The organism is Polaribacter sp. HL-MS24, from assembly GCF_032758595.1.
Lineage (GTDB): Bacteria > Bacteroidota > Bacteroidia > Flavobacteriales > Flavobacteriaceae > Polaribacter.
Window position 1 is genome coordinate 2,351,266 of sequence record NZ_CP136415.1, and the last position, 24,646, is coordinate 2,375,911.

Genomic DNA, 24,646 nt, shown 5'->3' on the forward strand with positions numbered 1-24,646 from the left:
CTATTTTATTTTTGAAATTTGAGCCATTAATTCTGCTTCGGCTACTAACTTTCCGTTTGCGTAAGCATAGGCTTGCATATGGCAAATTCCTCTTCGAATAGGCGTAATCAAATCACATTTAAAAATCAATGTATCTCCAAGGCAATACTTTTTGTTTGAACTTTACATTGTCCATTTTCATAAAATAAGTCAAGTAATTTTCTGGATCTGATACGGTACTCAAAACTAAGATCCCTCCACATTGTGCCATAGCTTCTACTTGTAAAACTCCTGGCATTACTGGCGAACCAGGAAAATGACCTACAAAGAAATCCTCATTCATCGTTACATTTTTCATTCCAACAACATGTGTCGAAGAAAGTTCTAAAACACGATCCACGAGTAAAAATGGAGGCCTGTGTGGTAAAATATCCATAATCTGATGGATATCTAACAATGGGGGTAAATTTAAATCGTAATGAGGAACTTTATTTCGTTTCTCTATTTTGATAATATTGGATAATTTTTTTGCAAACAAGGTATTGACTTGATGTCCTGGTTTGTTGGCAATAACTTTTCCTCGAATTCGAGTCCCTACAAGTGCCAAATCGCCAATAACATCTAACAATTTATGTCTTGCGGCCTCATTTGCCCAGTGTAAACTGAGGTTATCCAAAATACCGTTGGGTTGAACAGCTATATGTTCTTTGTTGAACGCTTTTTTTAATTTCTCCATAGTGTCGTCAGACAATTCCTTGTCGACATACACAATGGCATTGTTTAAATCTCCTCCTTTTATCAAATCATTTTCTAAAAGCATTTCAATTTCGTGTAAGAAACTAAAGGTTCTTGCATCGGCAATTTCATCTTTAAAATCTGAAATAGCGGTCAATGTTGCATTTTGAGTTCCTAAGATTTTCGTACCAAAATCAACCATAGTCGTTACTTGATATTCTTCAGAAGGCATCAAAATAATTTCACTTCCAGAAGCTTCATCTTTAAAAGAAATCACTTCTTTGACAATATATTCATCAATTTCTGCGTCTAATTCTTGAATACCTGCCTTTTCAAGGGCTTCTATAAAAAACTTAGAAGAACCATCCATAATTGGCGGTTCTGAAGCATTCATTTCTATCAATAAGTTATCGATATCAAGTCCTACTGCAGCAGCTAAGACATGCTCAGAGGTTTGAATTTGTACCCCATTTTTCTCTAAGTTAGTTCCTCTTTGTGTGTTGACAACGTATTCTGCTTTTGCTTCTACGGTTGGTTTTCCTTCCAAATCTACACGAACAAAGGCAAATCCATGATTTGCTGGAGCGGGTTTAAATGTCATTGTAACTGTCACTCCTGTATGTAAACCAACACCAGTAAGTGAAATCTCGTTTTGAATTGTGTTTTGTTTTTTACTCATTTGAAATGCTTTTTTGAGTAGTAAACTCTTTTTCTAATTGATTAATTTTTAATGCCAAATCGGGGAGATTTTTAAAATACACTGCGCTTTTATTGTAGTCCTTCAGTCTAAAAGCAGGAGTTCCATTCACAATTTCATTGTCTTTTATATTTTTAGTAACACCAGCTTGTGCTAATATTTTTACATGATTTCCTATAGATAAGTGTCCACTTATTCCTACTTGACCGCCTATCATACAGTTTTCACCAATTTTGGTAGAACCTGCAATCCCTGTTTGAGATGCAATCACCGTATTTTTTCCAATTTCTACATTGTGAGCAATCTGGATTTGATTGTCGATCTTCACTCCGCTGCGAATAATCGTTGCGCCCAATGTCGCCCGATCGATAGTTGCACAAGCACCAATATCTACATGATCTTCTATGATTACATTTCCTATTTGTGGTATCGCTGTATAGGCTCCACTCGCGTCTGGAGCAAAACCAAAACCATCAGCACCTATAATAGCTCCTGAATGAATTTTACAGTGGGCTCCTATTATAGAATCAGAATAAATTTTGACACCAGCAAACAATAGAGAATGATCTCCAATGGTTACATTGTCTCCGATAAAAACGTTGGGGTAAATTTTCACATTGTTTCCAATGTTTACATTCGCACCAATATAGGCAAATGCTCCAATATATGCTTCAGAGCCAATAGTCGCTGAATCTGAAATAAAGTGAGGAGTTTCTCTTCCTACTTTGTTGTTTTTTACGGTATTGAAAAATGCTAATAATTTCGAAAAAGACTTGTATGCATCTTCTACTTTAATGAGCGTTGTTTTGACTTCTTTTTCAGGAACAAAGCTTTTATTCACAATCGCAATAGAAGCATTAGTTTCGTATAAAAATGAGGTATACTTTGGGTTGGACAAAAAGGTTAATGACCCTTTTTCTCCTTCTTCTATTTTAGATAATTTAGAAACTTCTGCTGCTAGGTTCCCAACAACTTCTCCTTCTAAAATTTCGGCTATTTGTTCTGCTGTAAATTTCATCAATTGCAAAAATATAAAATTTCTTAGGATTGGGCTAATTTCATTTGCTTTGGATAGCAAACAAAATGTTTAATTACAGGTTTCGTCAATGCTTGTAAATTTAATTGATCCGAAGCTTTTGCAATATCACTTAACTTTCCATTTTTATTCAAAATTTGAATCGGCAACAACGGGTTGTAAGCTTGATTCTTAATGGTTTTTTGAAATACAAAATAACGAGCTTCTTCTTCTGAAAATTCCATCTTTGTCATCATTTTTGAAATTTTCTTTTGAAGATACTCTTCAGAAAAAGGATTTTCTTGAATCTCTACTTTTAAGAGTTTTCTATTTACAATCATATTTGAGAGTGCAGAAAGTACCCTGTCAGAATGTGCTGTCCACTCTTTAATGGCTGATAAAATATCATAATCATCTAACTTTGAAAAAATCTCTAAGGTTGAATCAGTAAAGTTTTCTTTTGAAATTTTTGTGTTCAAAAAAAAGAACAAAGCTTTGCTTGCAAAGAGTTTAGCACCTCCCTCAGACAATTCTTTAGCCCTGCGCAAAACATTGACCAACATATTCTCTGCAGATAATCCAGTTTTATGCAGATATACTTGCCAATACATCAATCTGCGTGCGATTAAAAATTTTTCAACAGAATAAATTCCTTTTTGTTCAATAACCAAGGAATCATTTGCAACATTCATCATAGCTATTAATCTTTCTGAAGAAATATTCCCTTCAGCAACACCGGTATAAAAACTATCTCTTCTTAGATAATCCAATCGATCAATGTCTAGTTGACTTGAAATTAGCTGGTTGAAAAATTTTCTAGGATATTTTCCTTCGAAAATCTCAATGGCTAAAGTTAGCTGACCCTCAAATTGGTGATTTAATTTTTTCATGAATTGTAAAGAAATTTCCTCATGAGAAATTCCATCAACAATGCTGTGTTCAAGAGCATGTGAAAATGCACCATGACCAATATCATGCAATAAAATAGCAATGTATAAGGCATTTGCTTCTTCGTCTGAGATTTCAATTTGCTTTAATCGCAATACATGAACGGCATTTTGCATCAAATGCATGCATCCAATCGCATGATGAAAACGCGTATGATTTGCTCCTGGATAGACCAAATTGGACAGCCCCATTTGAGACACTCTTCTCAACCTTTGGAAATAAGGATGTTCAATAATATCAAATAATAATGAATTTGGAATTTTAGTGAATCCGTAGATAGGATCGTTTAATATTTTTAATTTGTTTGATTTCAATGTTACAGATCTATTGATTGTAGCGCAAAATACAAACAATACTTTAGAACTTTATTTTATTGGCAATATTTTATCATTTTAAAGCTTGAAAAGCAATAACAAATGAATACTTTTATCGTTAGTGATTATAAAATTGAGCAATGATGAAAAACATACAGATTTTATGGGTAGATGATGAGATCGATTTGTTAAAACCACATATTTTATTTTTAGAACGAAAAAACTATGAAGTAACTTCTTGTACCAATGGTTCAGACGCAATAGATCTGGTAAGTGAACAAAACTTTGACATTGTTTTTTTAGATGAAAATATGCCTGGAATTTCAGGTTTAGAAACCCTTTCAGAAATCAAACAAAAACAGGCAAATTTGCCAGTAGTTATGATAACTAAAAGTGAAGAAGAGTATCTTATGGAAGAAGCTATTGGTTCTAAAATAGCAGATTACTTAATAAAGCCTGTCAACCCTAGCCAAATATTACTAAGTCTAAAGAAAAATTTAGACCATTCTCGATTAGTTTCAGAAAAAACTACCTCGAGTTATCAGCAGGAATTTAGAAAAATTTCCATTGATTTGTCGATGGTAAACTCTTACGAAGAGTGGATTGAACTATACAAGAAACTAGTTCATTGGGAGTTAGAGTTAGAATATATCAGTGATGCAGGAATGTTGGGGATTTTAGAAAGTCAAAAACAAGAGGCTAACACTCAATTTTTTAAGTTTATTAAAAAAAATTACGCAGATTTTCTCACAGCTCATGACAAACCGACTTTTTCGCATACCGTGTTTAAAAATTATGTGATGCCCCATTTGAGTAAAGATCAAGGAGTGTTGTGGGTTGTGGTAGATAATTTACGTTACGATCAATTTAGAATCTTAGAACCCCTGATCAATACCTATTATAAAAAAGAAGATGAGTATTCTTACTTTTCAATTTTACCAACGGCAACACAATATGCAAGAAATGCTCTATTCTCGGGCTTAATGCCTTCTGAAATGGAAAAACGTTTTCCAGAATTTTGGAAAAACGACACCGATGAAGGAGGGATGAATCTTTTTGAAAATGAATTTCTTACTGACCAAATAAAACGATTGGGACTAGACATCAATCACCAATACTATAAGATTACCAGTTTAAAAAACGGGAAAGAATTAGCAGACAATTATAATGGTACCAAACAAAACGATTTGACTGCTGTGGTCTATAATTTTGTAGATATGCTCTCACATTCCAAAACGGATATGGAAGTGATCAAAGAGTTGGCAGGTGATGACAAAGCATATCGCTCTTTGACCCTTAGTTGGTTTAAAAACTCTCCTTTGTTTGAAATCATACAAAAAGCACAATTACTGGGTCAAAAATTAATCATAACTACTGATCATGGAACGATCAATTGTAAACATCCAACCAAAGTAATTGGCGATAAAAACATCAGTTCCAATCTTCGCTACAAAACAGGAAGAAGTCTCTCTTACGAAGAAAAAGATGTGTATGCGGTTCGAAACCCGAAAGATATTTTCTTGCCAGCAGTTGCAATCAACAGTCCTTTTATTTTCGCGAAAGAAGATTTGTTTTTTGCTTATCCCAATAACTTTAATCATTTTGTCAAGTATTATAAAAATTCCTATCAACATGGAGGAATATCATTGGAAGAAATGATCATTCCTTGTGCAATATATAGCCCTAAGTAAGTTTTTGCAGCAAAAAGAAGATTGACAGAAATTACTAATCTTTGAGAAGTACTTAAATTGGGATAGAACTATTCCAAAGGTTTCTTATTTTTGCAAGATGAACAAAAACTACTCTTTAAAAGACTTAGGGGCCATTGCCCATGAAGTAATTGCATCTGCAAAACACAAAACGGTCTTGTTTTACGGAGAAATGGGTGTAGGAAAAACTACATTGATCAAAGAAATTTGTGCAGCTTTGGGCATAGAAGATCGAGTCTCCTCTCCTACTTTCTCATTGGTAAATGAATATCACACTCAAGAAAATGAGTCAGTTTTTCACTTCGATTTTTACAGAATTACAGAAGAGGAAGAAGCTTTGGATATGGGAATTGAAGATTATTTCGACAAAAATCATTGGTGCTTGATTGAATGGCCAGAGAATATCGAAAATTTACTACCTTTAGATGCTGTTCAGATTCATTTATCAATATTAGAAAATGGACAGCGTAACATTCAATTAACGTCACACATATGAGTTCTTTTTCCCCTTTCAGTCCAGAAGAGTTGTTGCCTCAAACAGAAATGCTAGAAATTAAAAAGCGAAAAGGAACCCTTTTTATTGGCTTACCCAAAGAATCATTCTTAGGTGAAAAACGTGTTTGTTTAACTCCAGATGCAGTAGCTGCCTTTACTGCAAATGGACATCGAATTGTTATTGAAACGGGTGCAGGTGATGGCGCAAACTTTACAGACAAAGAATATTCGGATGCAGGTGCCAAAATATCTTACAATAGTGAAGAAGCTTTTAAATGTACGATTATCTTAAAAGTAGCTCCTCCTTCAGAAAAGGAAATTTCTTATATCAATCCACAAGCAATTTTAGTTTCTTCAATGCAACTAAAAACTCAGAACAAACATTATTTTGAATGTTTGGCCAAAAAGAGAATTACTGCCATTGCGTTTGATTTTATCAAAGATGAAGATGATAGCTATCCAATTGTAAAATCCCTGAGTGAAATTGCAGGAACTGCCTCAGTTTTAATAGCAGGCGAATTAATGAGCGGCGTGAATAAAGGAAATGGATTGCTTTTTGGAAATATTGGAGGAGTACCCCCCACCAGTGTGGTGATTTTGGGTGCAGGAACTGTGGGCGAATTTGCTGCTAGAACCGCAATTGGATTGGGAGCTAGAGTTAAAGTTTTTGACAATTCGATTACCAAACTTAGAAAACTACAGCATTGCTTAAACGCACCAATTTACACTTCTACAGTGCAACCAAAATCCTTGACAAAAGCCTTGATGCGATGTGATGTCGCTATTGGAGCAATTCGAGGGAAAAATAGATCTCCAATAATTGCCACTGAAGGGATGGTTGAAAAAATGAAAGAAGGCGCCATCATTGTCGATGTAAGCATAGATACTGGTGGATGTTTTGAAACTTCTAACGTAACCACCCATACCACACCTACTTTCATTAAACATGGAGTCATTCATTATTGTGTGCCTAACATCCCTGCTCGTTATGCAAGAACCGCCTCGGTATCGATAAGTAATATTTTTACTCCATACCTCTTAAACATTGCCGAAGAAGGCGGATTTGAGAATACTGCTCGCTTTGATAAAAGTTTACGAAATGGGATGTATTTTTATCATGGAGTTCTAACCAATAAAACGATTGCAGATTGGTTTGATCTTCCGTATAGAGATATTAATTTATTGATTTTATAAGGGATTCTCTACCATTAAAAACCTAAATTTGCAGATCAAAAGGAAACCATGCTTGTTAAAAGAATTTTTTATTATTTAGTAGGACTGTCTTTAGGATCAGTAGGAGTATATTTCTTTTGGCAACAAAAAAACGCCACTTTTGACTATGGAATGGATGCCAGAACTCTCAAAACCATTCGAATCAAAAAACGGGTGTTTTCAGATGATGCACTAATGACCATGCAACAACATCACATAGACACCACAAATATTTCTACTATTTTACATTTAGGTAATGTGGATTTTGGAAAGGGAAACCCGAGACAAAAACCATGTGCCGACTATTATATTTCAGGAACAAAGGAATTGAAGAACGTCAGTCTCTTGATACAACGTTGCGATTCTACAGCCACTATTGAAAAAGTAATCGTTCGATAGATAAGTGTTTTTTTTATAGGATACTTAGGGCACTAACTCAACTACACACTCTCATTTTAAATTACAAAAAAAACCGCATCAAAATAGGAGCGGTTTCATTGGTTATGTATGAGTGACCCTATGTTAAGGTCACCCGAACTTTCTTTTTCTTCAAACGGCTATTGTTTAGTTTTTCCACCAACTCATCAGCAATACTTAGAGGTACTGCAACAAAAGCACAATCTTGTTTCAACTCTATGTCCCCCAGTTGATCTTTGGTAATGTTTCCTTGTTTAAAAAACAAGCCTGCAATGTCTCCTTTTGAAATTTTATCTTTTCTACCTCCAGAAATGAATAAGGTTTCCCAAAATTGTGGTTTTCGAGGAGCTTTTTTAGAAATATCTTCAATTTTTGATTTCTTGATGAATTCGGGTAAGGTTTCTTTTTCCCATTTCAGTACATAAGCAGTTCCTTTCGCGTCTACTCTCGCAGTTCTTCCATTTCTATGTGTAAATTCTTCTGCGGCTTTAGGAAGCTCAAAATGAATGATATATTTCAATTCAGGAATATCTATTCCTCTTGCTGCCAAATCGGTTGCAATCAAAATTTGACTGGTTCCATTTCTGAATTTAATCAAAGAGCGTTCTCGCTCTCTTTGTTCCATTCCTCCAGAAAAAGTACTGTGTGCTATTTTATTTTTATCTAAAACCTGACTCACCTTTGAGATACTGTCTTTTAAATTACAGAATACAATTCCGGGCTGATTTCCAAGGTGTAAAATCAAATCTACTAGGGTCTGTGTTTTGTTCTTTGATGAAGCAACCACAGTTTTTACTTCCAACTTTGAATCCACTTTTTTCTTTAAGTAATTGATGATTTTGGGTTGATCTAATCTTACAAAATCAGGGATTTCTACCCCTTGTGTGGCAGAAGTTAGAACGCGTTTGTTCAAAGAAGTTAATTGATTGATTATTCCTCTCATTTCATATTCAAAGCCTACTTCCAATGATTTGTCAAATTCATCTAAAATCAGCGTTTTAATATGATCTTTAGAAAAACGTTCATTGGCAAAATGATCTGAAATTCGACCTGGAGTACCAATTAAAATAGTAGGAACATGTTTCAATTCGATTTTATCTTTAGACATTGGACGTCCACCATATACGGCATTGACTTTAAAACCAGAACCCATATTGCGAACTACCTGTTCTATTTGAATTGCCAATTCGCGTGAAGGCACCAAAATTAAAACTTGTACTTCTTCCGAATCTGGATCTAAGGTTTGAATAATTGGTAATAAAAACGCCAGTGTTTTCCCAGTCCCTGTTGGGGAAAGTAAAATTGTATTGGTATTGGATTCTATGAGTGAAATAGCCTCCTCTTGCATTGGGTTCAATGCGAGAATATTTAGTTTTGCTAAAATATCTTGTTGATCTTTGATCGTATTTGCCATATCTTTTTTTACTTAACTTGTGAATGAAACTCCTTACTCCTTCTTTGCTTTTCGCTTATCCCTATTCAAAGCTACCAGTCAATTGGAAAATAATCTTTTAAAAATTTTCCTGACCAGTGCTTTCCAGTGTTGATTCCATCAATTAAAGGATCCATTACTCGTGCAGCACCATCGACAATGTCTAAGGGAGGCTGAAAATCATGGATCTCTACTTTCTTTTTAGACAATTCAGCAGGATCTTCGTCCGTTACCCAACCGGTATCTACAGCATTCATATAGATTCCTGATTTTGCAAATGTTGCTGAAGAGGTATGTGTCAACATGTTCAATGCTGCTTTTGCCATGTTGGTATGTGGATGTCGGTCTACTTTTTTAAATCGGTGAAACTTACCTTCCATTGCAGATACATTGATAATATGCTTCTTACCAGTATTCTGTTTTTTCATTAAATTTGACAAACGATTGCATAAAACAAAAGGTGCTACAGCATTTACCAACTGAACTTCGACCATTTCTGTAGTTTCAATTTCGCCCAATTTCAAACGCCAACTGTTGGTTTTTCTTAAATCTACCTGCTGTAAGTCAGCATCTAGTTTTCCTTCTGGAAAAACTTCTGATGTTTGCAAAGAATTATCAAAGCTGTAAGGAATTTGAGAAAGAGCTGCTGAATTTCGTAGCCCAATTCCAGGTTCTGGACCATGCCATGTTACGGGGAGTACATTATTCTTACTTGTTTTTGAAGTACCAATACTCAAATCAGTCAATTCTTGTAGGCATTCAATATGATTTTCGAGGAGTTTTATTGCCAGCTTCGGTAATTGATCAATCGGAAGTTTCTCGTTTTCCATCAAATGAAAATAAAACCCAGAGGGTCTTCGTACGGTTTGAGCTGCATTGTTGATCAGGATATCCAATCGATCATATTTTTGTTCTATATAATTACAAAAAATCTCTACACTTGGGATGTGACGCAAATCCAACCCGTGAATATGCAATCGGTCACTCCAATCTTTATAATCTTCTTCTTTGGAAAAACGAATGGCAGAATCTGCAGGAAAACGAGTCGTTGCCACTACGGTTGCTCCCGAACGCAGTAACATTAATGTGATGTGATACCCAATTTTTAATCGAGAACCTGTAATAACTGCAACCTGATCTTTTAAATCGGTTGTTTGAAACCGTTTCGCATAGTTCAAATCACCGCAAGGGGTACACATGGTATCATAAAAATGATGTAACTTCGTGAAAACAGTTTTACAAACGTAACAGTTTCGAGGAGATTCTAGTTCTGGAGTCTCTTCTGAAATTGAAGTAGCTGCAAGTAATTTGGGAGCTACAAAGAGTGCTGCCTCACGAGCTGAACGGATTCCCGTTGACTTCCGTGCATGTACATCTTTGGCAATCATTTTGCGTTTTGCTGCCTTTTTAGCATCTTTCCTTCGACGTTCAAATTCATCACGATTGGGTCTTGTCAATTCTCCTGCAACCTTAAATAGCGCAACGCGTTGTGCTTCGGGTAACTCGAACAATTGATTGGTATCCGCCAACAAACTCTGTAAAGTTTTAATGCAGGAATCGATATCGGTAGGTTGCTGTTGATTGCTCATATAATGATCCTGCGATTACTTTTTAGATTTCTTTTTAGTCACTTCTGTTTTGGCAATCGAAACAGTTGTTTGTGCAATGTGATTTGCCAATAATTTTTCAATCAACTCTTCTTTGGTTAAGTGATGAAAGACCGTTCTCACTTTCTTTCTAAATTCTTCTGAAAGGGTCTTGTTGGGTTTGGTTTTAAAGATTTTTTTCGCCCATAGCAAACCATTATTTTCCTCGATACTTTGCGCATCTGCTTTCTGAAAAGCCTTGAAAACGATTCCTAATTCTTTTTCAAAATGAACCATCTCTTGTGCTTCTTCTTGTTGTAAAATAGTTAAAGAAAGTCCCTTTGCCCCTGCTCTCGCAGTTCTACCGCTACGGTGCACATAGGTATCATAGGTATCGGGTAAGTGATAATTGATTACATAGGAAATTTCTTTTACGTCAATACCACGTGCTGCCAAATCTGTTGCCACAAGAATATCAAGATGACCTTCTCTAAATTGACCCATAATACGATCTCTAATTCCCTGAGTCAAACTCCCGTGCAATGCACCAGAAGAAAATTTATTGATTGCTAGGTTTTTGGCCAATTTGTTTACGGCCGCTTTTGTTTTACAAAAAATAATTCCTCTTTGTCCTTCTTTGGTATTTAAAAAATGTAGTAAAACCTCCAATTTTTCAATTGGTTCAACAATGACATACTGGTGATCAATCCCCTGATGTCCAAGAGTTTTCATATCTGCCTCTAGGTGCACAACCGCAGTTGCCATATAATTATTCACCATCTGTTTGATTGCTCCAGAAAGTGTTGCTGTGAACAAGAGGGTTCTTCTCTTTTTTGGAATTACTTTAATGATGCTGTCCAAGCCTTCTTTTAAAGCACTGACCATTTCATCGGCTTCATCCAAAATAAAATACTGGATATTTGAGAGATCTATGGCCTCACGTTTAACAAGATCAGCCAAACGGCCGGGGGTAGCTACTACAATATGTGTAGTTGCTTTTAATCGATCAATTTGAGGTTTTATCGGTATCCCACCACAGATTACCGCAATAGATACCTCTGGACTGTGCGCAGCAAAAGACTCTAAATTGGTGTGAATTTGCTGCCCGAGTTCTCTAGTAGGAGCTAAAATAACTGCTTGGATGGCAGTATTCTTAGGATCGATTAGTTGTATCAGTGGCAAACCAAAAGCAGCAGTTTTTCCAGTTCCTGTTTTGGCCAAGGCAACCACATCTTCTGTTTGAGATAAAAATACTGGGATAACTTTCTTTTGAATATCTGTAGGGTTAACGATTTGAATATCAGATAAACGTTGTTGAATTTCTGAATTAATTCCTAAATTGGAAAAAAGATTTGACATGAAAAAAAATTTATGCAAAGATACTGACACTTTTGGCAGAAAATATACTTAGTGCTGCAATATTCTGAGGATTTATTAAAGGTTGTAAAGTTGGAATTTTACTGAAATAGGCGTAATAAAAAAGACCCATCATTTTTGATGGGTCTTTTTAAAAACTTTAAGTATATATTTAGATAACTTTTACGTTAACTGCATTTAATCCTTTGTTTCCTTCTTGTAAGTCAAATTCAACTTGATCTCCTTCATTAATCTCATCGATTAATCCAGAAATGTGTACGAAATGATCTTTTTCAACTCCTTCTTCAGTGATAAATCCAAATCCTTTAGATTCATTGAAAAACTTTACTGTTCCTTTACTCATTATATTGTTATTAAATTAATTAAGGTACAAAGATAGAACTATGTTTCTACTTCACACAACTTTAATTCACTTATTTTAATTTTATTTTTATTTTTTCAGTGACTTACTCCTTAAAATCTAGACAGTTTCAAGAACTTATATGAATGTATCAGGGGGTTTAAAGTCTCTTTTATCAAAGAAAAAAGAAGCCTTTTTTTCTACATTCAAAATGTGTTAAAAATTACTATTTTATTGATAATCAGTTATAATCGCTTCCGAGACGTGATGAAATAGACCCCCGTTAAGAGAATTACCGCTGCAATTATAGATTGATTGCTCAATTGTTCCTCCAATACATACCAACCTAAAAGCATCGCAACGATGGGATTTACATAAGCCGATGTAGATACCTTATCTGGAGAAACATTTTTCAATAAAAAGTTAAAAGAGGTAAATGCTACAATTCCACCAAAAAGAATCAATCCAATAACGGAGAGCTGAGCATTTAAACTCCAGAGAGATGGTGAAACCCAGGTTTCTTGCAAGCCAAAACTAATCGCCAATAAAAAGACACCTGCAATGAGCATTTGATATCCCGTACTCACAAAGAAATTTTTAGGCAAATCTGCTTTGGAAACAAAAATGCTACCATAACTCCAACTCAAAACACAACTGAACATGACAATAATTGCGAATAGACTCCCCTCTTTTGAGGAAACCCCTTTTTGACTGACGAGTAAGTACATACCAAACATTCCGAGTGTTACTCCAATAATGGACTTTATTTGCATTCTTTTTCCGTCAATCAAACGCATTAAGAGAAGTACAAACAAAGGTTGAGTAGAAGCTAATAATGCTGCAAAACCACTATCAATATAGTTTAGTGCCCACACAAATACCCCATTTCCATATACTAGAAAAAGAAATCCAGCTATGAATGCGTTTAATAATTGTTTTATTGAAATCCGTAAAGACTTCTTTAAAATTTTAGCGATTCCTAAAATTAAGCTTCCAGCAGTCAAAAAACGAACAGCTGCCAACGAAAATGCAGGGATTTCAGAAACAGCAATTTTATTCAGTAAATAGGTAGAACCCCAAATGAAATAAATTGAGAAAAATGCTAAGAGTATTAAAAGCTGTTTTTTATCTATTTTCAAAATATTGATTTAGCCCGCGAATTTAGACTAATAAATTGAATTTTTAGCGGGAATCAATGAGATTTGATTGGTCTTATGATGTTCAAAAAAAAACTCTGCTAATTCAGCAGAGTTTGTATATTTTGAGGTGATGAATACTATATTTTAGTCACTTTCACAGCATTCATTCCTCTCATTCCTCTTTCCAATTCGAAAGATACTTTATCATTTTCTACAATGGTATCAATTAAACCACTTACGTGAGTGAAATATTTTTCATTATTTATTGAATCGATAATAAATCCGAAACCTTTGGATGAATCAAAGAAAGATACTTTTCCTTTTCTTACAGGGTCTTCTTCTGGTAAATCTTCTTTCTTAGGAACAGATACTGCAATGTCTTCCAGTTCTATTTCTACTTTTAAATCTGGATCTGGTGGAGTGTCTGTTAAGTTTCCATCATGGTCTACATAGGCAAACTGGATTCCTTCTGTTCCATTTTCATCTCGGTCAGCCTTACGGGCATCCATCTTCTTCTTCTTGTCAAGACGCTTTTTTAAGCGCTTTTTCTCTTTTTCACTCTTACTAAAGGTTTGTTGCGATTTTGCCATTAATTAAATAAATATTTTAAAGATTATAGATGATTATAAAGATAAAATACTTTACTTAAAATTACAAACAAACAAATTTAAAGGAGTTGTGTATTCTTTCTTACCCTACAAAGATAATATTTTTTAAATGATTAATTAAATTTTATATTCAAATTTCAATAAATAATAGTTTTGCTTTTTGATATTAATAGTAATACTATTATATTTGCAAAAATATATTGAAGTATGCAGCATTTATTAGGTAATATCAAAATTTCAATTCCCGATAAAATCTATATAAAAGATCCTGAAACCTCTGAATTGGGGAAGAAAATTCTGGAACATAGTATTCTTTTGATAGATGAAATTGGTTTTGAAAATTTTACGTTTAAAAAACTAGGGTTGCGCATCAATTCAAATGAAAGCTCAATTTATAGGTATTTTGAAAGCAAACACAAACTTTTATTATATCTAACTTCATGGTATTGGTCGTGGTTAGAATATCAATTAGTCATCGAAACCTATAGTATTCAAAACCAGTTAACAAAGTTGGAAAAAGTCATTGAAGTGGTTACTCGGGCTGTTACAAAAGACAGTAATTTTACACATATCAACGAAATTTTATTGTACAAAATAATTGTCAATGAGGGTCCAAAATCCTATTTGACCAAAAATGTGGATGCTGAAAACAAAGAAGGATACTTTACTGTTTACAAACGTCTGATCAGTCGAATTCAAGAAACAATCACAAGCATTCATCCTAAGTATCCGTATGCGCTTAGTTTAGCTAGTACTCTCCTAGAAGGTGCAATTCACCAACATTATTTAAAAGAACATTTCCCAACCTTAACCAGTGCAGACAGTGAAACAAGTATTACCCAATATTTCAATCAATTAGTAAAAAACGCAATTAAATAAAAGATGAAAAAAATACAATTATCCCCTGAAACGATTTATTGGTTTGTTGGAATTGGAACGTAAAGATATTTTTCAAATTTTTTACTACGCAATTTTCAATGGATTTGTTGCTTTGTCTTTGCCCTTAGGAATTCAAGCAATTATCAATCTAATTCAAGGAGCACAAATATCTACTTCATGGTTTATCTTAGTAATTTTGGTTACCATTGGAGTCGTGTTTTCTGGGGCACTACAATTAATGCAATTACGAATTATTGAAACCATTCAGCAACGTATTTTTATACGGGCTTCTTTTGAGTTGACCTATCGTTTTCCAAAAATAAAAATGAATGCGTTACGGAATGAGTACCCACCAGAATTAGCAAATCGATTTTTTGACACCCTAACTATTCAAAAAGGACTGTCTAAAATTTTGATCGATGTCCCTTCTGCCCTATTGCAAATTATTTTTGCCTTGATTTTATTATCATTTTACCACCCGTTTTTTATCATTTTTGGGTTTCTATTGTTGGTTTTAATCTATATTGTATTCAAGTTTACGGCTCAAAAAGGATTGCAAACAAGTTTAGAGGAATCAAAAATAAAATACAAAGTAGCACATTGGATTCAAGAAGTTGCTCGAACATTGGTGAGCTTTAAACTTTCCGGAAATACCAATTTAGCACTCGACAAAAACGATGCATTGGTAGACTCGTACATCACTGCTAGAAATCGACATTTTAGAATACTAGTAATTCAATTTATTCAAATGATTGGATTTAAAGTGTTTGTCACCGCAGGACTGTTATTAATTGGAGGTGCTTTGGTGTTAAATCAAGAAATGAATATTGGACAATTTGTTGCTGCAGAAATTATTATTCTTTTGGTGATAGCTTCTGTTGAAAAATTGATTACGGGCTTAGAATCATTTTATGATGTGTTGACTTCCATAGAAAAATTGGGTCAAATTGTTGACAAAGAATTAGAATCTCAAGAAGGAAGCAAATCAACTTTTAAAAATGGGATCCACATTGAATTGGATGCCATTTCCTACAAAGTAAAAAATAGAAAAAAAGCAATTATTCAAAACATTTCTTTGGAGCTATCACCTAAAAGTAGACTCTTGATTCAGGGAGAAAGTGGATCTGGAAAATCGAGTTTACTTCGTTTGATTTCTGGCATCAACTCTCATACTTCGGGGAATATTTACATTAACAATTTATCGTTAAGTAGTTTACATCTCAATCATTACAGGTCCAATCTCGGTTTGTCGCTATCGGATGAAACTCCTTTTGAAGGAAGCATTAGAGAGAACCTTACTTTTGGAAATAATACAGTCGCTAATGAATTAATTTTTGAAGTCCTAGCGGTAGTTGGTTTAACGCAATTTATCAAAGAACAGCCCAATGGATTGGAAACGGTTTTGTATCCAGAAGGAAAGCAAATGTCCTATACAATTGCAAAGAAAATAATTTTGGCAAGAGCTATAATTAAACAACCCAAGGTTATGATTTTAGAAGATCCTTTGGATCAATTTAATCCTAAAGAAACCAATCATATCATCAACTACTTAACCGATCCGCAAAGAGTTTGGTCTTTAATAGTAGTCAGTAGCAATCAAGAATGGGTTAAAAAATGTAGTCAAGTAATTACCTTAGAAAAAGGAACCATAAACAAATAAGCGATGTTAAATATTTCTAACAATCAGTTGCACAAAAAAGTAAACTTGAAAAAATACAAGTCAGGTACAACAATTTTCGACAAAGAGTATTACAAAATGTTCAATCGCTTTTTATTGATATTTGCTGGTATGGGATTTGTTCTATTATTTCTTCCTTGGACACAAAACATCACAGGAAAAGGTTTGGTAACCACTTTAAGCCCAGAGCAAAGACCTCAAACGATTCAATCTCAAATCCCGGGAAGAATTGAAGAATGGTTTGTTCAAGAGGGTGATTTTGTCAAAAAAGGAGATACTATCATGAGAATTTCTGAAGTGAAAAGTGATTATTTTGATGGCAAACTCATTGAAAGAACCAGTGAGCAAATTTCTGCTAAAAACGCTTCTGTTATTGCTTATAACGAGAAAGTAGCTGCTTTACAACGACAGATAAAAGCATTGAAAAATGAACAACAATTGAAAATTGAACAAGCAAAAAACAAATTGTTGCAATCGAAGTTAAAAGTGAAAAGAGATAGCATCGATTTTGTTGCTGCAAATACAAATGTCAAAATTGCAACCACTCAATACAATCGTACCTTGACTCTTCAAAAAGAAGGCTTAAAAGCCGTAAAAGATGTAGAAGAAAAGCGATTAAAATTGCAAGAGACTGATGCAAAAAGAATCTCACAAGAAAACAAGTTGCTGGGAAGCAAAAATGAAATTTTAAATGCACAACTAGAATTGTCTCGAATACAAGTCGCTTTTACCGATAAAATTTCAAAAGCACAAAGTGAGATGTACACTGCAAAATCTGCAGGATATAATGCACAAGCTCAAGTATCAAAATTAGAGAATAGCAACAGTAATTATAAAGTTCGAAATAGTCTTTTATATGTTACTTCGCCACAAAACGGATATATTAACAAAGCCGTCAAAGGAGGAATTGGTGGAACCTTTAAGTCAGGAGAAGATTTGGTAGGAATCATGCCAGCCAACTATGAATTAGCTGTTGAAACCTTTGTAAGACCCATCGATTTGCCATTGCTTCATTTGGATGAAAAAGTTCGAGTACAATTTGATGGATGGCCTGCAATTGTTTTTAGTGGATGGCCTACTATTTCCTATGGAACCTATGGAGCAAAAGTGGTTGCAATCGAACGATTTATCAGTCCTAATGGAAAATATCGGGTTCTTTTGGCTCCCGACGCAAAGGATCATCCATGGCCCGAAGTATTGCGAGTAGGCTCGGGAGCAAAAACCATTGCACTATTGGAGGATGTCCCGATATGGTTTGAATTCTGGAGACAACTGAACAGTTTCCCTCCAAATTATTATCAACCTGAAAACGGATCAAAGAACAGCAAAGTGTCTAAAAATTAAGTTATGAAAAAGCATATTATACTCCTCAGTATTTTTTCATTTTCTGTTGGTTTTTCTCAAGAAAACATCTCAAATGTATTGAGTTTGTCTGAATATTTGGGATTTGTAAAGTCCTATCACCCCATCGTTAAGCAGGCCAATTTAATACTTCATACTAGTGAAGCTCAATTGCTAAAGGCAAGAGGTGCTTTTGATCCAAAAATTGAAGTTGATTATAACAAAAAACAGTTTCAAAATAAAGACTACTACAATAAACTCAATGCAGCATTTAAAATTCCAACTTGGTATGGAATAGAAGTTAAAGCAAATTTTGAAGAAAATGATGGATTGTATTTGAATCCAGAATCCGAACTTCCAATAGACGGGCTCTACAGTGCAGGGGTTAGTATTTCTCTAGCAAGAGGTTTTTTGATGAATGAGCGTATGGCCTCTCTAAAAAAGGCCCGTTTTTTCATCAATCAAGCCAAAGAAGAACGACAAATTCTTGTCAATGACATTTTACACAATGCATCCATCTCGTATTTTGATTGGCTGAAAGCCTACAAGGAAAAAATGATATTTGAAGCATTTTTAAAGAATGCTGAAATTCGACTTTATGCCACTCAAAAAGCCTTTAAAGCAGGTGATAAGCCAGCAATTGATACCTTAGAAGCAGGAATTACTTTAAAAACACGGAAACTAAACTTAGAAAAAGCGCGTATACAATTGATAAAATCTTCTTTGGCACTTTCTTCTTTTTTATGGTTGAACAATAATACTCCTGTAGAATTGCAAGCCAACATGATTCCCGATATCCAAACGATGGATTCGATTGATACTGCATTGAATATTGCACTTTTTAATATTGAAAATTTTGACATTGAGCAACACCCAAAGATGAAAGCGATCTCCTATAAAAGAGAGGGGCTCGATATGGATAGAAGGTTGAAAAAAAATAATTTATTACCAAAAATAGACCTGCAATACAATGTATTGACAGAAAATAGTCCCCAGTTGAAGGCATTGAATACCAATAATTATAAAGCTGGAGTATCTTTTAGTGTCCCTTTGTTTTTAAGAAAAGAGCGAGCAGATTATAAATTAGCGACAATCAAATTGAAAGAACTTGATTTTGAAAATCAGTCTACCCTAGTAGTGCTCAAAAACAAAATCAATGCCATTCAACTAGAACTAGCTTCTTTTCAAATTCAAGAAGAGTATACTACAACCATCGTTGCAGATTATTCTACTTTATTAAAAGCAGAAGAACGAAAGTTTTTTTTAGGAGAGAGTTCATTGTTCTTAGTAAATTCTAGAGAATCTAAATTGATTGATGTACAACTCAAAGCAATTAATTTAGAGAATGCTTTTTTTACTTCAAAAGCAGCATTATTTAAAACTGCAGCCATTTCAATTCTTGAATAAAAAATGTGATTTGAAATTTTAACACCTTATTTACAAACACTTTACCGATATTTTTTGTACATTTATATTTATAACTATAAATATACAAAATCATGTCACAATCAAATAAACCAAATATCGTATTTTGGATTCTAAGCATCGTTGCATTGGTATGGAATATAATGGGCGTTTTAAATTACATTGGACAGGCTTTTATTACAGATGATTTGAAAGCCTTGTTGCCCGAAAATCAGAGGTTGTATATGGAATCTGTTCCAGCTTGGGCAACTGCAGCTTTTGCTTTTGCAGTTTTTGCTGGAGTTCTAGGATCTCTTTTGTTGTTGTTGAGAAAAAAAATTGCCAAAACATTTTTTATCATTTCCTTACTAGGGGTTCTTGTACAAATGACTCATGGATTTATGAGTGAAATAAAAGATGTGTATGGACTAGGAGGAATTGCAATGCCAATTCTGATTATTGGATTTGCAGTATTCTTAGTCTGGTATTCTCGATTGGTCGATTCAAAAGGGTGGCTGTCTTAAGAGATTCCTAATAATAATGAAGCTTACTTTTAAGCAGCTCAATTTTTATTCAAATAATGCTGCAATAAATTCAGCAACACAAGCGGGTTTTTCTTGACCTTTGATATCGATAATACATTCAAAAATTACTTTAATACCCTTTTCACCCAAAGGAGCTATTTCTTTGACCATCGAACGCATTCTTAATTCACTGTTAACAGGAACAGGACTAGGGAAACGAACTTTATTCATTCCATAATTTAAGCCCATGGTTACACTTTGGATTGTAAATGCGTTTTCGAGCATCTTAGAAATCATGGCCACCGACATAAATCCGTGAGCAATAGTCATCTTAAATGGACTTTCCTTTGCGGCTCTTTTTTTATCAATGTGAATCCATTGTTTATCTAAAGTAGCATTTGCAAAATCATTGATCATTTGTTGTGTGATTGGATACCAATCTCCATCCGGTAAGGATTTTCCCAACATGCTACTAAATTCAGTAATATCCTTAAAAAGAAGTGCTTGCATGATTGTTAGTTTTTTTGAAAAATATCGTCCTTAATTTTAGGTAATTCTAGATGAAATTTCACTGCAATAGAGCGCACAAGTACTACTGTGCAGATCGTAGCCAGTAACTGTATAGATTCTGAAAGCTGAATAAAATTTGCTATCCAAAATACCAAGCCACCTAACAAACATGCGGAGGCATAAATTTCTTTTTGAAAAATCAATGGAACTCTGTTGGTCAAAACATCTCTTAAAACACCTCCAAAGACTGAAGAAACCATTCCCATCAATATTGCAACAAAAGGGTGTAAATGATAGCTAAACCCTTTCTGAACACCTAACATGGTAAAGACAGCAATCCCAATTGTATCAAACAAAAATAAGGTTTTACTTAAAGGGGCAATTTTCGATTTGAATAAAAAGGTAAATACAACAGCAATTAAAATCGTCCACACATAATTTAAATCACCAATCCAATTAATTGGATGCGCATTGATCATAATGTCACGGAGCATTCCACCTCCCACAGCAGTTACAAAGGCAATTATTAGAACTCCAAATAGATCAAACTTTTTATCAGAAGCAAATAAGGCACCACTAATGGCAAATGCAAAGGTTCCAATAAGGTCTAAGATATAAATTAACTCCATTACTACGATTCTACTTCGGTAAAACTAATTTTGAGTTCTTTTTGAATTTCATGAATCCTTTCCAATTCACTCGGTAAGATAAAAGCGATAGAATTTCCTGTTTTCCCTGCTCTTGCAGTTCTTCCACTTCGATGGGTATAGTATTCCATCTGTTCGGGTAATTGGTGGTGTATGATAAACTCCAAACCTCTTACATCAATACCTCTTGCAGAAACATCAGTAGAAATTAAATACTGTAAACTTCCGTTCTTAAAGGCTCGCATTGCTTTTTCACGATCTCTTTGTTGCATATCTCCTTCTAAGGCTCCTACAGAGAATCCTTCTTCTTTTAGTTGATGACACAAACTCTGAACCCCTAATTTTGTTTTACAAAAAATGATTCCTCGTTCTGTACCTCTTCTTTCAATATAGGAAATGATGGCATTCGTTTTTTGCTTGATAGTGGTCTTTATGTATTGATGATTGATGTTTTCATTTACCAAAGAATTTTTATTGATTTCAACTCTAGGTGAATTTGAATCCATATAAATTTTGATAATTCGTTGAATTTCATCAGGCATGGTCGCAGAAAACAACCACGTATTTCTTTCTCCAGTTGTGAATTTTAAAATACGATTTAAATCTTGTTTAAATCCCATTGATAACATTTCGTCAGCTTCGTCCAACACCAAAGTAGTAATGTGACTGATATCAATATCCCCACGTTCAATTAAATCGACCAACCTCCTGGTGTTGCTACAACAATATGAGTAGTTCTTTTTAATTTATTGATTTGTATATCAATTTTCTCTCCACCAAAAACAGCCTCTAAAAAGATTTTATCCTCACAATATTTTGTGTACTTGAACAATTGTTTTTTAATCTGTTGCACCAACTCTCTAGTTGGCGATAATATCAAGGCTTGAATTTCATCTTTATGAGGGTCTATTTGTTGTAAAATAGGCAACCCAAAAGCAGCGGTTTTTCCAGTACCCGTTTGCGCTAATCCTACAAAATCTGTTTTTGACTTTAATAATAAAGGAATGGCCTTTTCTTGAATTTCTGAAGGAGAACTAATTCCTAACTCCTTTAATCCTTGAAGAAACTCTTTACGGATTCCTAATGCTGAAAATGTTGACATAATTGATGGTTCTAATATAGATGCACAAAGATACTTTTATTTGAAAGGTTCTAATACTTTTAATACGTTTTCTCTAATTCTAGTAGGCTTGTAGGTTATTGCATCCAACATACCATAAATGGTTTTTGACTTTACCAAAAGAGTTCCATTTTTAGAAAACTCAATATGCCTTTCAGATTTAAATCCTTGAGTGTTTCCAATCCATGTTTTCACAAGCACTTCATCGTTCAGAACTGCCTGTCCTACATAATCAATTTCATGTCTTAAAACGACCCAAATATATTCAGGTAGCGGGTAATTCTCTGTCAGAACAGTCCAATGTTGGTGAGCTATTTCGTCCATCCATTTTACATAAATAGCATTATTTACGTGATTTAATTCATCAATATCTTCCGACTGTACAATACGTTTCAATTCAAAGATTGAGCTCATGGATCTATTTTTTTACAAACCTATACAATTTTATGTGGCGATAATAATAAATGAGGTCTGAATTCAACACAACTGTTATAAAATCGTCATCTTTGCAGTCGAAAAATTATGGTAAAACTAGCAGAAGAATTAGGCAGAGCAGAGATTAGTAAATTATTGATAAAACAAGCAGTTCCAGCATCTATTGGAATTCTTGTCATGTCATTAAATATGATAATAGACACTATTTTTGTAGGGCAATGGATTGGAGTATTAGCCATTGCGGCTATCACTGTAGTATTACCCATTGCATTTATGATCTCTTCTATTGGAATGGGAATCGGTATTGGAGGAAGTTCAATTATTTCAAGGGCTTTGGGAAATGGAGATGTTAAAAAAGCCATTCTTACTTTTGGAAATCAAATGAGCTTAACAATTCTTTTGGTATTGCTATTTGTTATTTTAGGAAATCTTTTTAGTACTGAAATCTTAACGCTTTTTGGAGGAAAAGGAGGAATTTTACAACCTAGTCAAGAGTATTTTGACATCATAATTTATGGGGTTCCTTTTTTAACCTTTGCCATGATGGGAAACCCAGTAATTAGAGCAGTAGGAAAGCCGAAATTTGCCATGTATGCCATGATGGTTCCTGCAGTAGTCAATATATTTTTAGACATCTTACTGATAAAGTATTTAAACATGGGCATGTATGGAGCTGGTCTTGCGACTTCAATTTCCTTTGCCAGCTGTGGTTTGTTTATTCTTTATTTCTTTATTTCAAAAAAAAGTGAAATAAAAATTGTTCCTAAATATTTTCGATTCGATATTTCAATCGTGAATGAAATTGTTAAACTAGGAGGTGTCTCGGTAGTTAGACAAGGAACTATCAGTGTTTTAATGATTGTCTTAAATTATTCCTTATACAAATATGGAGGTGAAATTTCGATTTCAATCTTTGGAATTATCAATCGAGTGATGATGTTTGCCTTATTCCCAATTATGGGCATTACACAAGGTTTTTTACCAATTGCAGGCTATAATTATGGTGCCAAAAAATTTGATCGAGTGATAGAAACCATTCAAAAAGCCATAGGGTATGGTTGTGCAATTGCTGGGTTTATTTATGTGTTGATCATTATTTTTGCAAAAGAAATCATCAGTATTTTTTCTACAGATCCGATCTTACTAGCTGAAACACCAAGAGCAATGATACTAGTCTTTTTAGTTTCTCCTATCATTGCGATACAATTGGTGGGATCTGCGTATTTTCAAGCTGCAGGAAAAGCTTTGCCTGCATTGTTATTAACCCTCTTGAAACAAGGTGTTTTCCTTATTCCATTGGCCTATATTTTACCTGTTTATTACGGTGTAGACGGTGTATGGTATTCGTTTGCCATTGGCGATGTACTTGCGACAATCATTACCTATGTAGTTTTAAAAAAAGAAATAAAAACGAATTTAAAGGAGACTTTCCCCATTTAAATTGGTCATTAAAATATCACTAAATAGATCAAAAAAGGGTCGCAATGCTTTGTAGCTTTCATTTACTTCGTTTACAAAATTTTCTGACAAAACTTCTGCATCGGTAAAATTTCGGACGGCTATAAACCCCTTTTTTCGTAATAAATCGATAGCTGGATGTTCTTTGTCAAAACCTCTTGGAGCTGTTTTTAGCTCCCCTAGACTTTCAAACTGGTTTCCAAAATATTTTTGAAAATTAGGGTCTTTTAAAATACCTCTGATTTCAGAAGCATCCATCTCTATTTCTTTTCGAATCCTGAACAAATCCTCTTTATTAGGTTCCCAAAACCCACCAGCTAGCATTGATTCTCCAGGTTTAATTTTCAAAAAATACCCTCCTCTTAATTCTTTTCCTAATCTAGAATAAGAATTTGAAAAATGGGCTTTGTAGGGAGTTTTATCATGAGAAAAACGAACGTCTCTATAGATTCTCATCATTTTAGATTTTTCAATTTCGTCGTGATGTTGCAATTGTTCGTGAATCGCAGCAAAAACTTCTTTGGCATTTTTTTGAGCATTCAAATAGGTTAGTTTGTTATCAGCAAACCAATCTCTATTGTTGTTTTGTTGAAGCTCATTTAAATAGTGTAAGGTCGATGAATTGAATTGCATAAAAATAATTTTAA

General features: G+C 34.1%; 22 protein-coding genes and 2 pseudogenes. 10 read left to right on the forward strand and 14 right to left on the reverse strand.

Annotated elements, in window-relative coordinates:
• From RRF69_RS11140 to RRF69_RS11150, 3 genes and pseudogenes are all read right to left on the reverse strand, one after another.
• A pseudogene (locus RRF69_RS11140) lies at positions 1-1,393 on the reverse strand (bifunctional UDP-3-O-[3-hydroxymyristoyl] N-acetylglucosamine deacetylase/3-hydroxyacyl-ACP dehydratase).
• Positions 1,386-2,429 (reverse strand): UDP-3-O-(3-hydroxymyristoyl)glucosamine N-acyltransferase, encoded by a 1,044-nt coding sequence (gene lpxD, locus RRF69_RS11145; RefSeq protein ID WP_316939855.1) that lies wholly within the window; start codon positions 2,427-2,429, stop codon positions 1,386-1,388. Before lpxD ends, RRF69_RS11140 begins: the two are co-directional and overlap by 8 nt.
• 23 nt (positions 2,430-2,452) lie before the next feature.
• Positions 2,453-3,688, reverse strand: coding sequence for an HD domain-containing protein (locus RRF69_RS11150; protein ID WP_316939856.1), 1,236 nt, complete (start codon positions 3,686-3,688; stop codon positions 2,453-2,455).
• A 143-nt stretch (positions 3,689-3,831) separates the two neighbouring features.
• Between RRF69_RS11150 and RRF69_RS11155 the strand changes: the two genes are divergently transcribed.
• From RRF69_RS11155 to RRF69_RS11170, 4 genes are all read left to right on the forward strand, one after another.
• Positions 3,832-5,379: a bifunctional response regulator/alkaline phosphatase family protein gene (locus tag RRF69_RS11155; protein ID WP_316941145.1), complete on the forward strand. Its 1,548-nt coding sequence runs from the start codon at positions 3,832-3,834 to the stop codon at positions 5,377-5,379.
• Between the two features lie 97 nt (positions 5,380-5,476).
• Entirely contained in the window at positions 5,477-5,893 is a 417-nt protein-coding gene (gene tsaE / locus RRF69_RS11160; protein ID WP_316939857.1) for a tRNA (adenosine(37)-N6)-threonylcarbamoyltransferase complex ATPase subunit type 1 TsaE, read from the forward strand.
• Positions 5,890-7,086, forward strand: a complete 1,197-nt coding sequence (locus tag RRF69_RS11165) for an alanine dehydrogenase (protein WP_316939858.1) — start codon at positions 5,890-5,892, stop codon at positions 7,084-7,086. The genes tsaE and RRF69_RS11165 overlap by 4 nt, the downstream gene beginning before the upstream one ends.
• 48 nt (positions 7,087-7,134) lie before the next feature.
• Positions 7,135-7,503, forward strand: a complete 369-nt coding sequence (locus tag RRF69_RS11170; protein WP_316939859.1) for a DUF4258 domain-containing protein — start codon at positions 7,135-7,137, stop codon at positions 7,501-7,503.
• A 118-nt stretch (positions 7,504-7,621) separates the two neighbouring features.
• On the opposite strand, the gene RRF69_RS11175 is transcribed toward RRF69_RS11170, so the two are convergent.
• The 6 genes from RRF69_RS11175 to RRF69_RS11200 all read right to left on the reverse strand — a co-directional run bounded on the left by RRF69_RS11175 (position 7,622) and on the right by RRF69_RS11200 (position 13,985).
• Positions 7,622-8,935, reverse strand: coding sequence for a DEAD/DEAH box helicase (locus RRF69_RS11175; protein WP_316939860.1), 1,314 nt, complete (start codon positions 8,933-8,935; stop codon positions 7,622-7,624).
• Positions 8,936-9,006: 71 nt separating this feature from the next.
• On the reverse strand, positions 9,007-10,542 hold the full coding sequence (locus RRF69_RS11180; RefSeq protein WP_316939861.1) for an SDR family oxidoreductase: 1,536 nt from the start codon (positions 10,540-10,542) through the stop codon (positions 9,007-9,009).
• Positions 10,543-10,557: 15 nt separating this feature from the next.
• A complete protein-coding gene (locus RRF69_RS11185; RefSeq protein WP_316939862.1) occupies positions 10,558-11,898 on the reverse strand; it encodes a DEAD/DEAH box helicase in 1,341 nt (446 codons plus the stop codon).
• A 169-nt stretch (positions 11,899-12,067) separates the two neighbouring features.
• The gene (locus RRF69_RS11190; protein ID WP_316939863.1) at positions 12,068-12,259 is read right to left on the reverse strand and encodes a cold shock domain-containing protein; all 192 of its coding nucleotides are present in this window, start codon (positions 12,257-12,259) and stop codon (positions 12,068-12,070) included.
• A gap of 242 nt (positions 12,260-12,501) precedes the next feature.
• Positions 12,502-13,395 carry an EamA family transporter gene (locus tag RRF69_RS11195; protein WP_316939864.1) on the reverse strand — a complete coding sequence of 298 codons (894 nt, stop codon included), beginning with the start codon at positions 13,393-13,395 and terminating at the stop codon, positions 12,502-12,504.
• A 137-nt stretch (positions 13,396-13,532) separates the two neighbouring features.
• Complete coding sequence (locus RRF69_RS11200) at positions 13,533-13,985, reverse strand: cold shock domain-containing protein (protein ID WP_316939865.1); 453 nt, start codon at positions 13,983-13,985, stop codon at positions 13,533-13,535.
• 225 nt (positions 13,986-14,210) lie between these two features.
• Here RRF69_RS11200 and RRF69_RS11205 point away from each other — a divergent pair, with 225 nt between their 5' ends.
• From RRF69_RS11205 to RRF69_RS11225, 5 genes are all read left to right on the forward strand, one after another.
• Complete coding sequence (locus RRF69_RS11205; protein ID WP_316939867.1) at positions 14,211-14,882, forward strand: TetR/AcrR family transcriptional regulator; 672 nt, start codon at positions 14,211-14,213, stop codon at positions 14,880-14,882.
• A gap of 46 nt (positions 14,883-14,928) precedes the next feature.
• Entirely contained in the window at positions 14,929-16,542 is a 1,614-nt protein-coding gene (locus tag RRF69_RS11210; RefSeq protein ID WP_316939868.1) for a peptidase domain-containing ABC transporter, read from the forward strand.
• A gap of 3 nt (positions 16,543-16,545) precedes the next feature.
• On the forward strand, positions 16,546-17,904 hold the full coding sequence (locus RRF69_RS11215; RefSeq protein ID WP_316939869.1) for an HlyD family secretion protein: 1,359 nt from the start codon (positions 16,546-16,548) through the stop codon (positions 17,902-17,904).
• A 3-nt stretch (positions 17,905-17,907) separates the two neighbouring features.
• Positions 17,908-19,308, forward strand: a complete 1,401-nt coding sequence (locus RRF69_RS11220; protein WP_316939870.1) for a TolC family protein — start codon at positions 17,908-17,910, stop codon at positions 19,306-19,308.
• 92 nt (positions 19,309-19,400) lie between these two features.
• Positions 19,401-19,829 (forward strand): hypothetical protein, encoded by a 429-nt coding sequence (locus tag RRF69_RS11225; protein WP_316939871.1) that lies wholly within the window; start codon positions 19,401-19,403, stop codon positions 19,827-19,829.
• 45 nt (positions 19,830-19,874) lie between these two features.
• Here RRF69_RS11225 and RRF69_RS11230 read toward each other — a convergent pair whose 3' ends face one another.
• From RRF69_RS11230 to RRF69_RS11245, 4 genes and pseudogenes are all read right to left on the reverse strand, one after another.
• Positions 19,875-20,339, reverse strand: a complete 465-nt coding sequence (locus tag RRF69_RS11230) for a MaoC family dehydratase (protein WP_316939872.1) — start codon at positions 20,337-20,339, stop codon at positions 19,875-19,877.
• 5 nt (positions 20,340-20,344) lie between these two features.
• Positions 20,345-20,968, reverse strand: coding sequence for a trimeric intracellular cation channel family protein (locus tag RRF69_RS11235; RefSeq protein ID WP_316939873.1), 624 nt, complete (start codon positions 20,966-20,968; stop codon positions 20,345-20,347).
• 2 nt (positions 20,969-20,970) lie between these two features.
• A pseudogene (locus RRF69_RS11240) lies at positions 20,971-22,088 on the reverse strand (DEAD/DEAH box helicase).
• Between the two features lie 36 nt (positions 22,089-22,124).
• Entirely contained in the window at positions 22,125-22,520 is a 396-nt protein-coding gene (locus RRF69_RS11245) for a thioesterase family protein (protein ID WP_316939874.1), read from the reverse strand.
• Between the two features lie 108 nt (positions 22,521-22,628).
• On the opposite strand from RRF69_RS11245, the gene RRF69_RS11250 reads away from it, so the two are divergent.
• On the forward strand, positions 22,629-23,981 hold the full coding sequence (locus RRF69_RS11250) for an MATE family efflux transporter (protein WP_316939875.1): 1,353 nt from the start codon (positions 22,629-22,631) through the stop codon (positions 23,979-23,981).
• Here the strand turns inward: RRF69_RS11250 and RRF69_RS11255 are convergent.
• Entirely contained in the window at positions 23,958-24,632 is a 675-nt protein-coding gene (locus tag RRF69_RS11255) for a DUF2461 domain-containing protein (protein WP_316939876.1), read from the reverse strand. The two genes, RRF69_RS11250 and RRF69_RS11255, sit on opposite strands and share 24 nt — an antisense overlap.
• Positions 24,633-24,646: the final 14 nt, after the last annotated feature.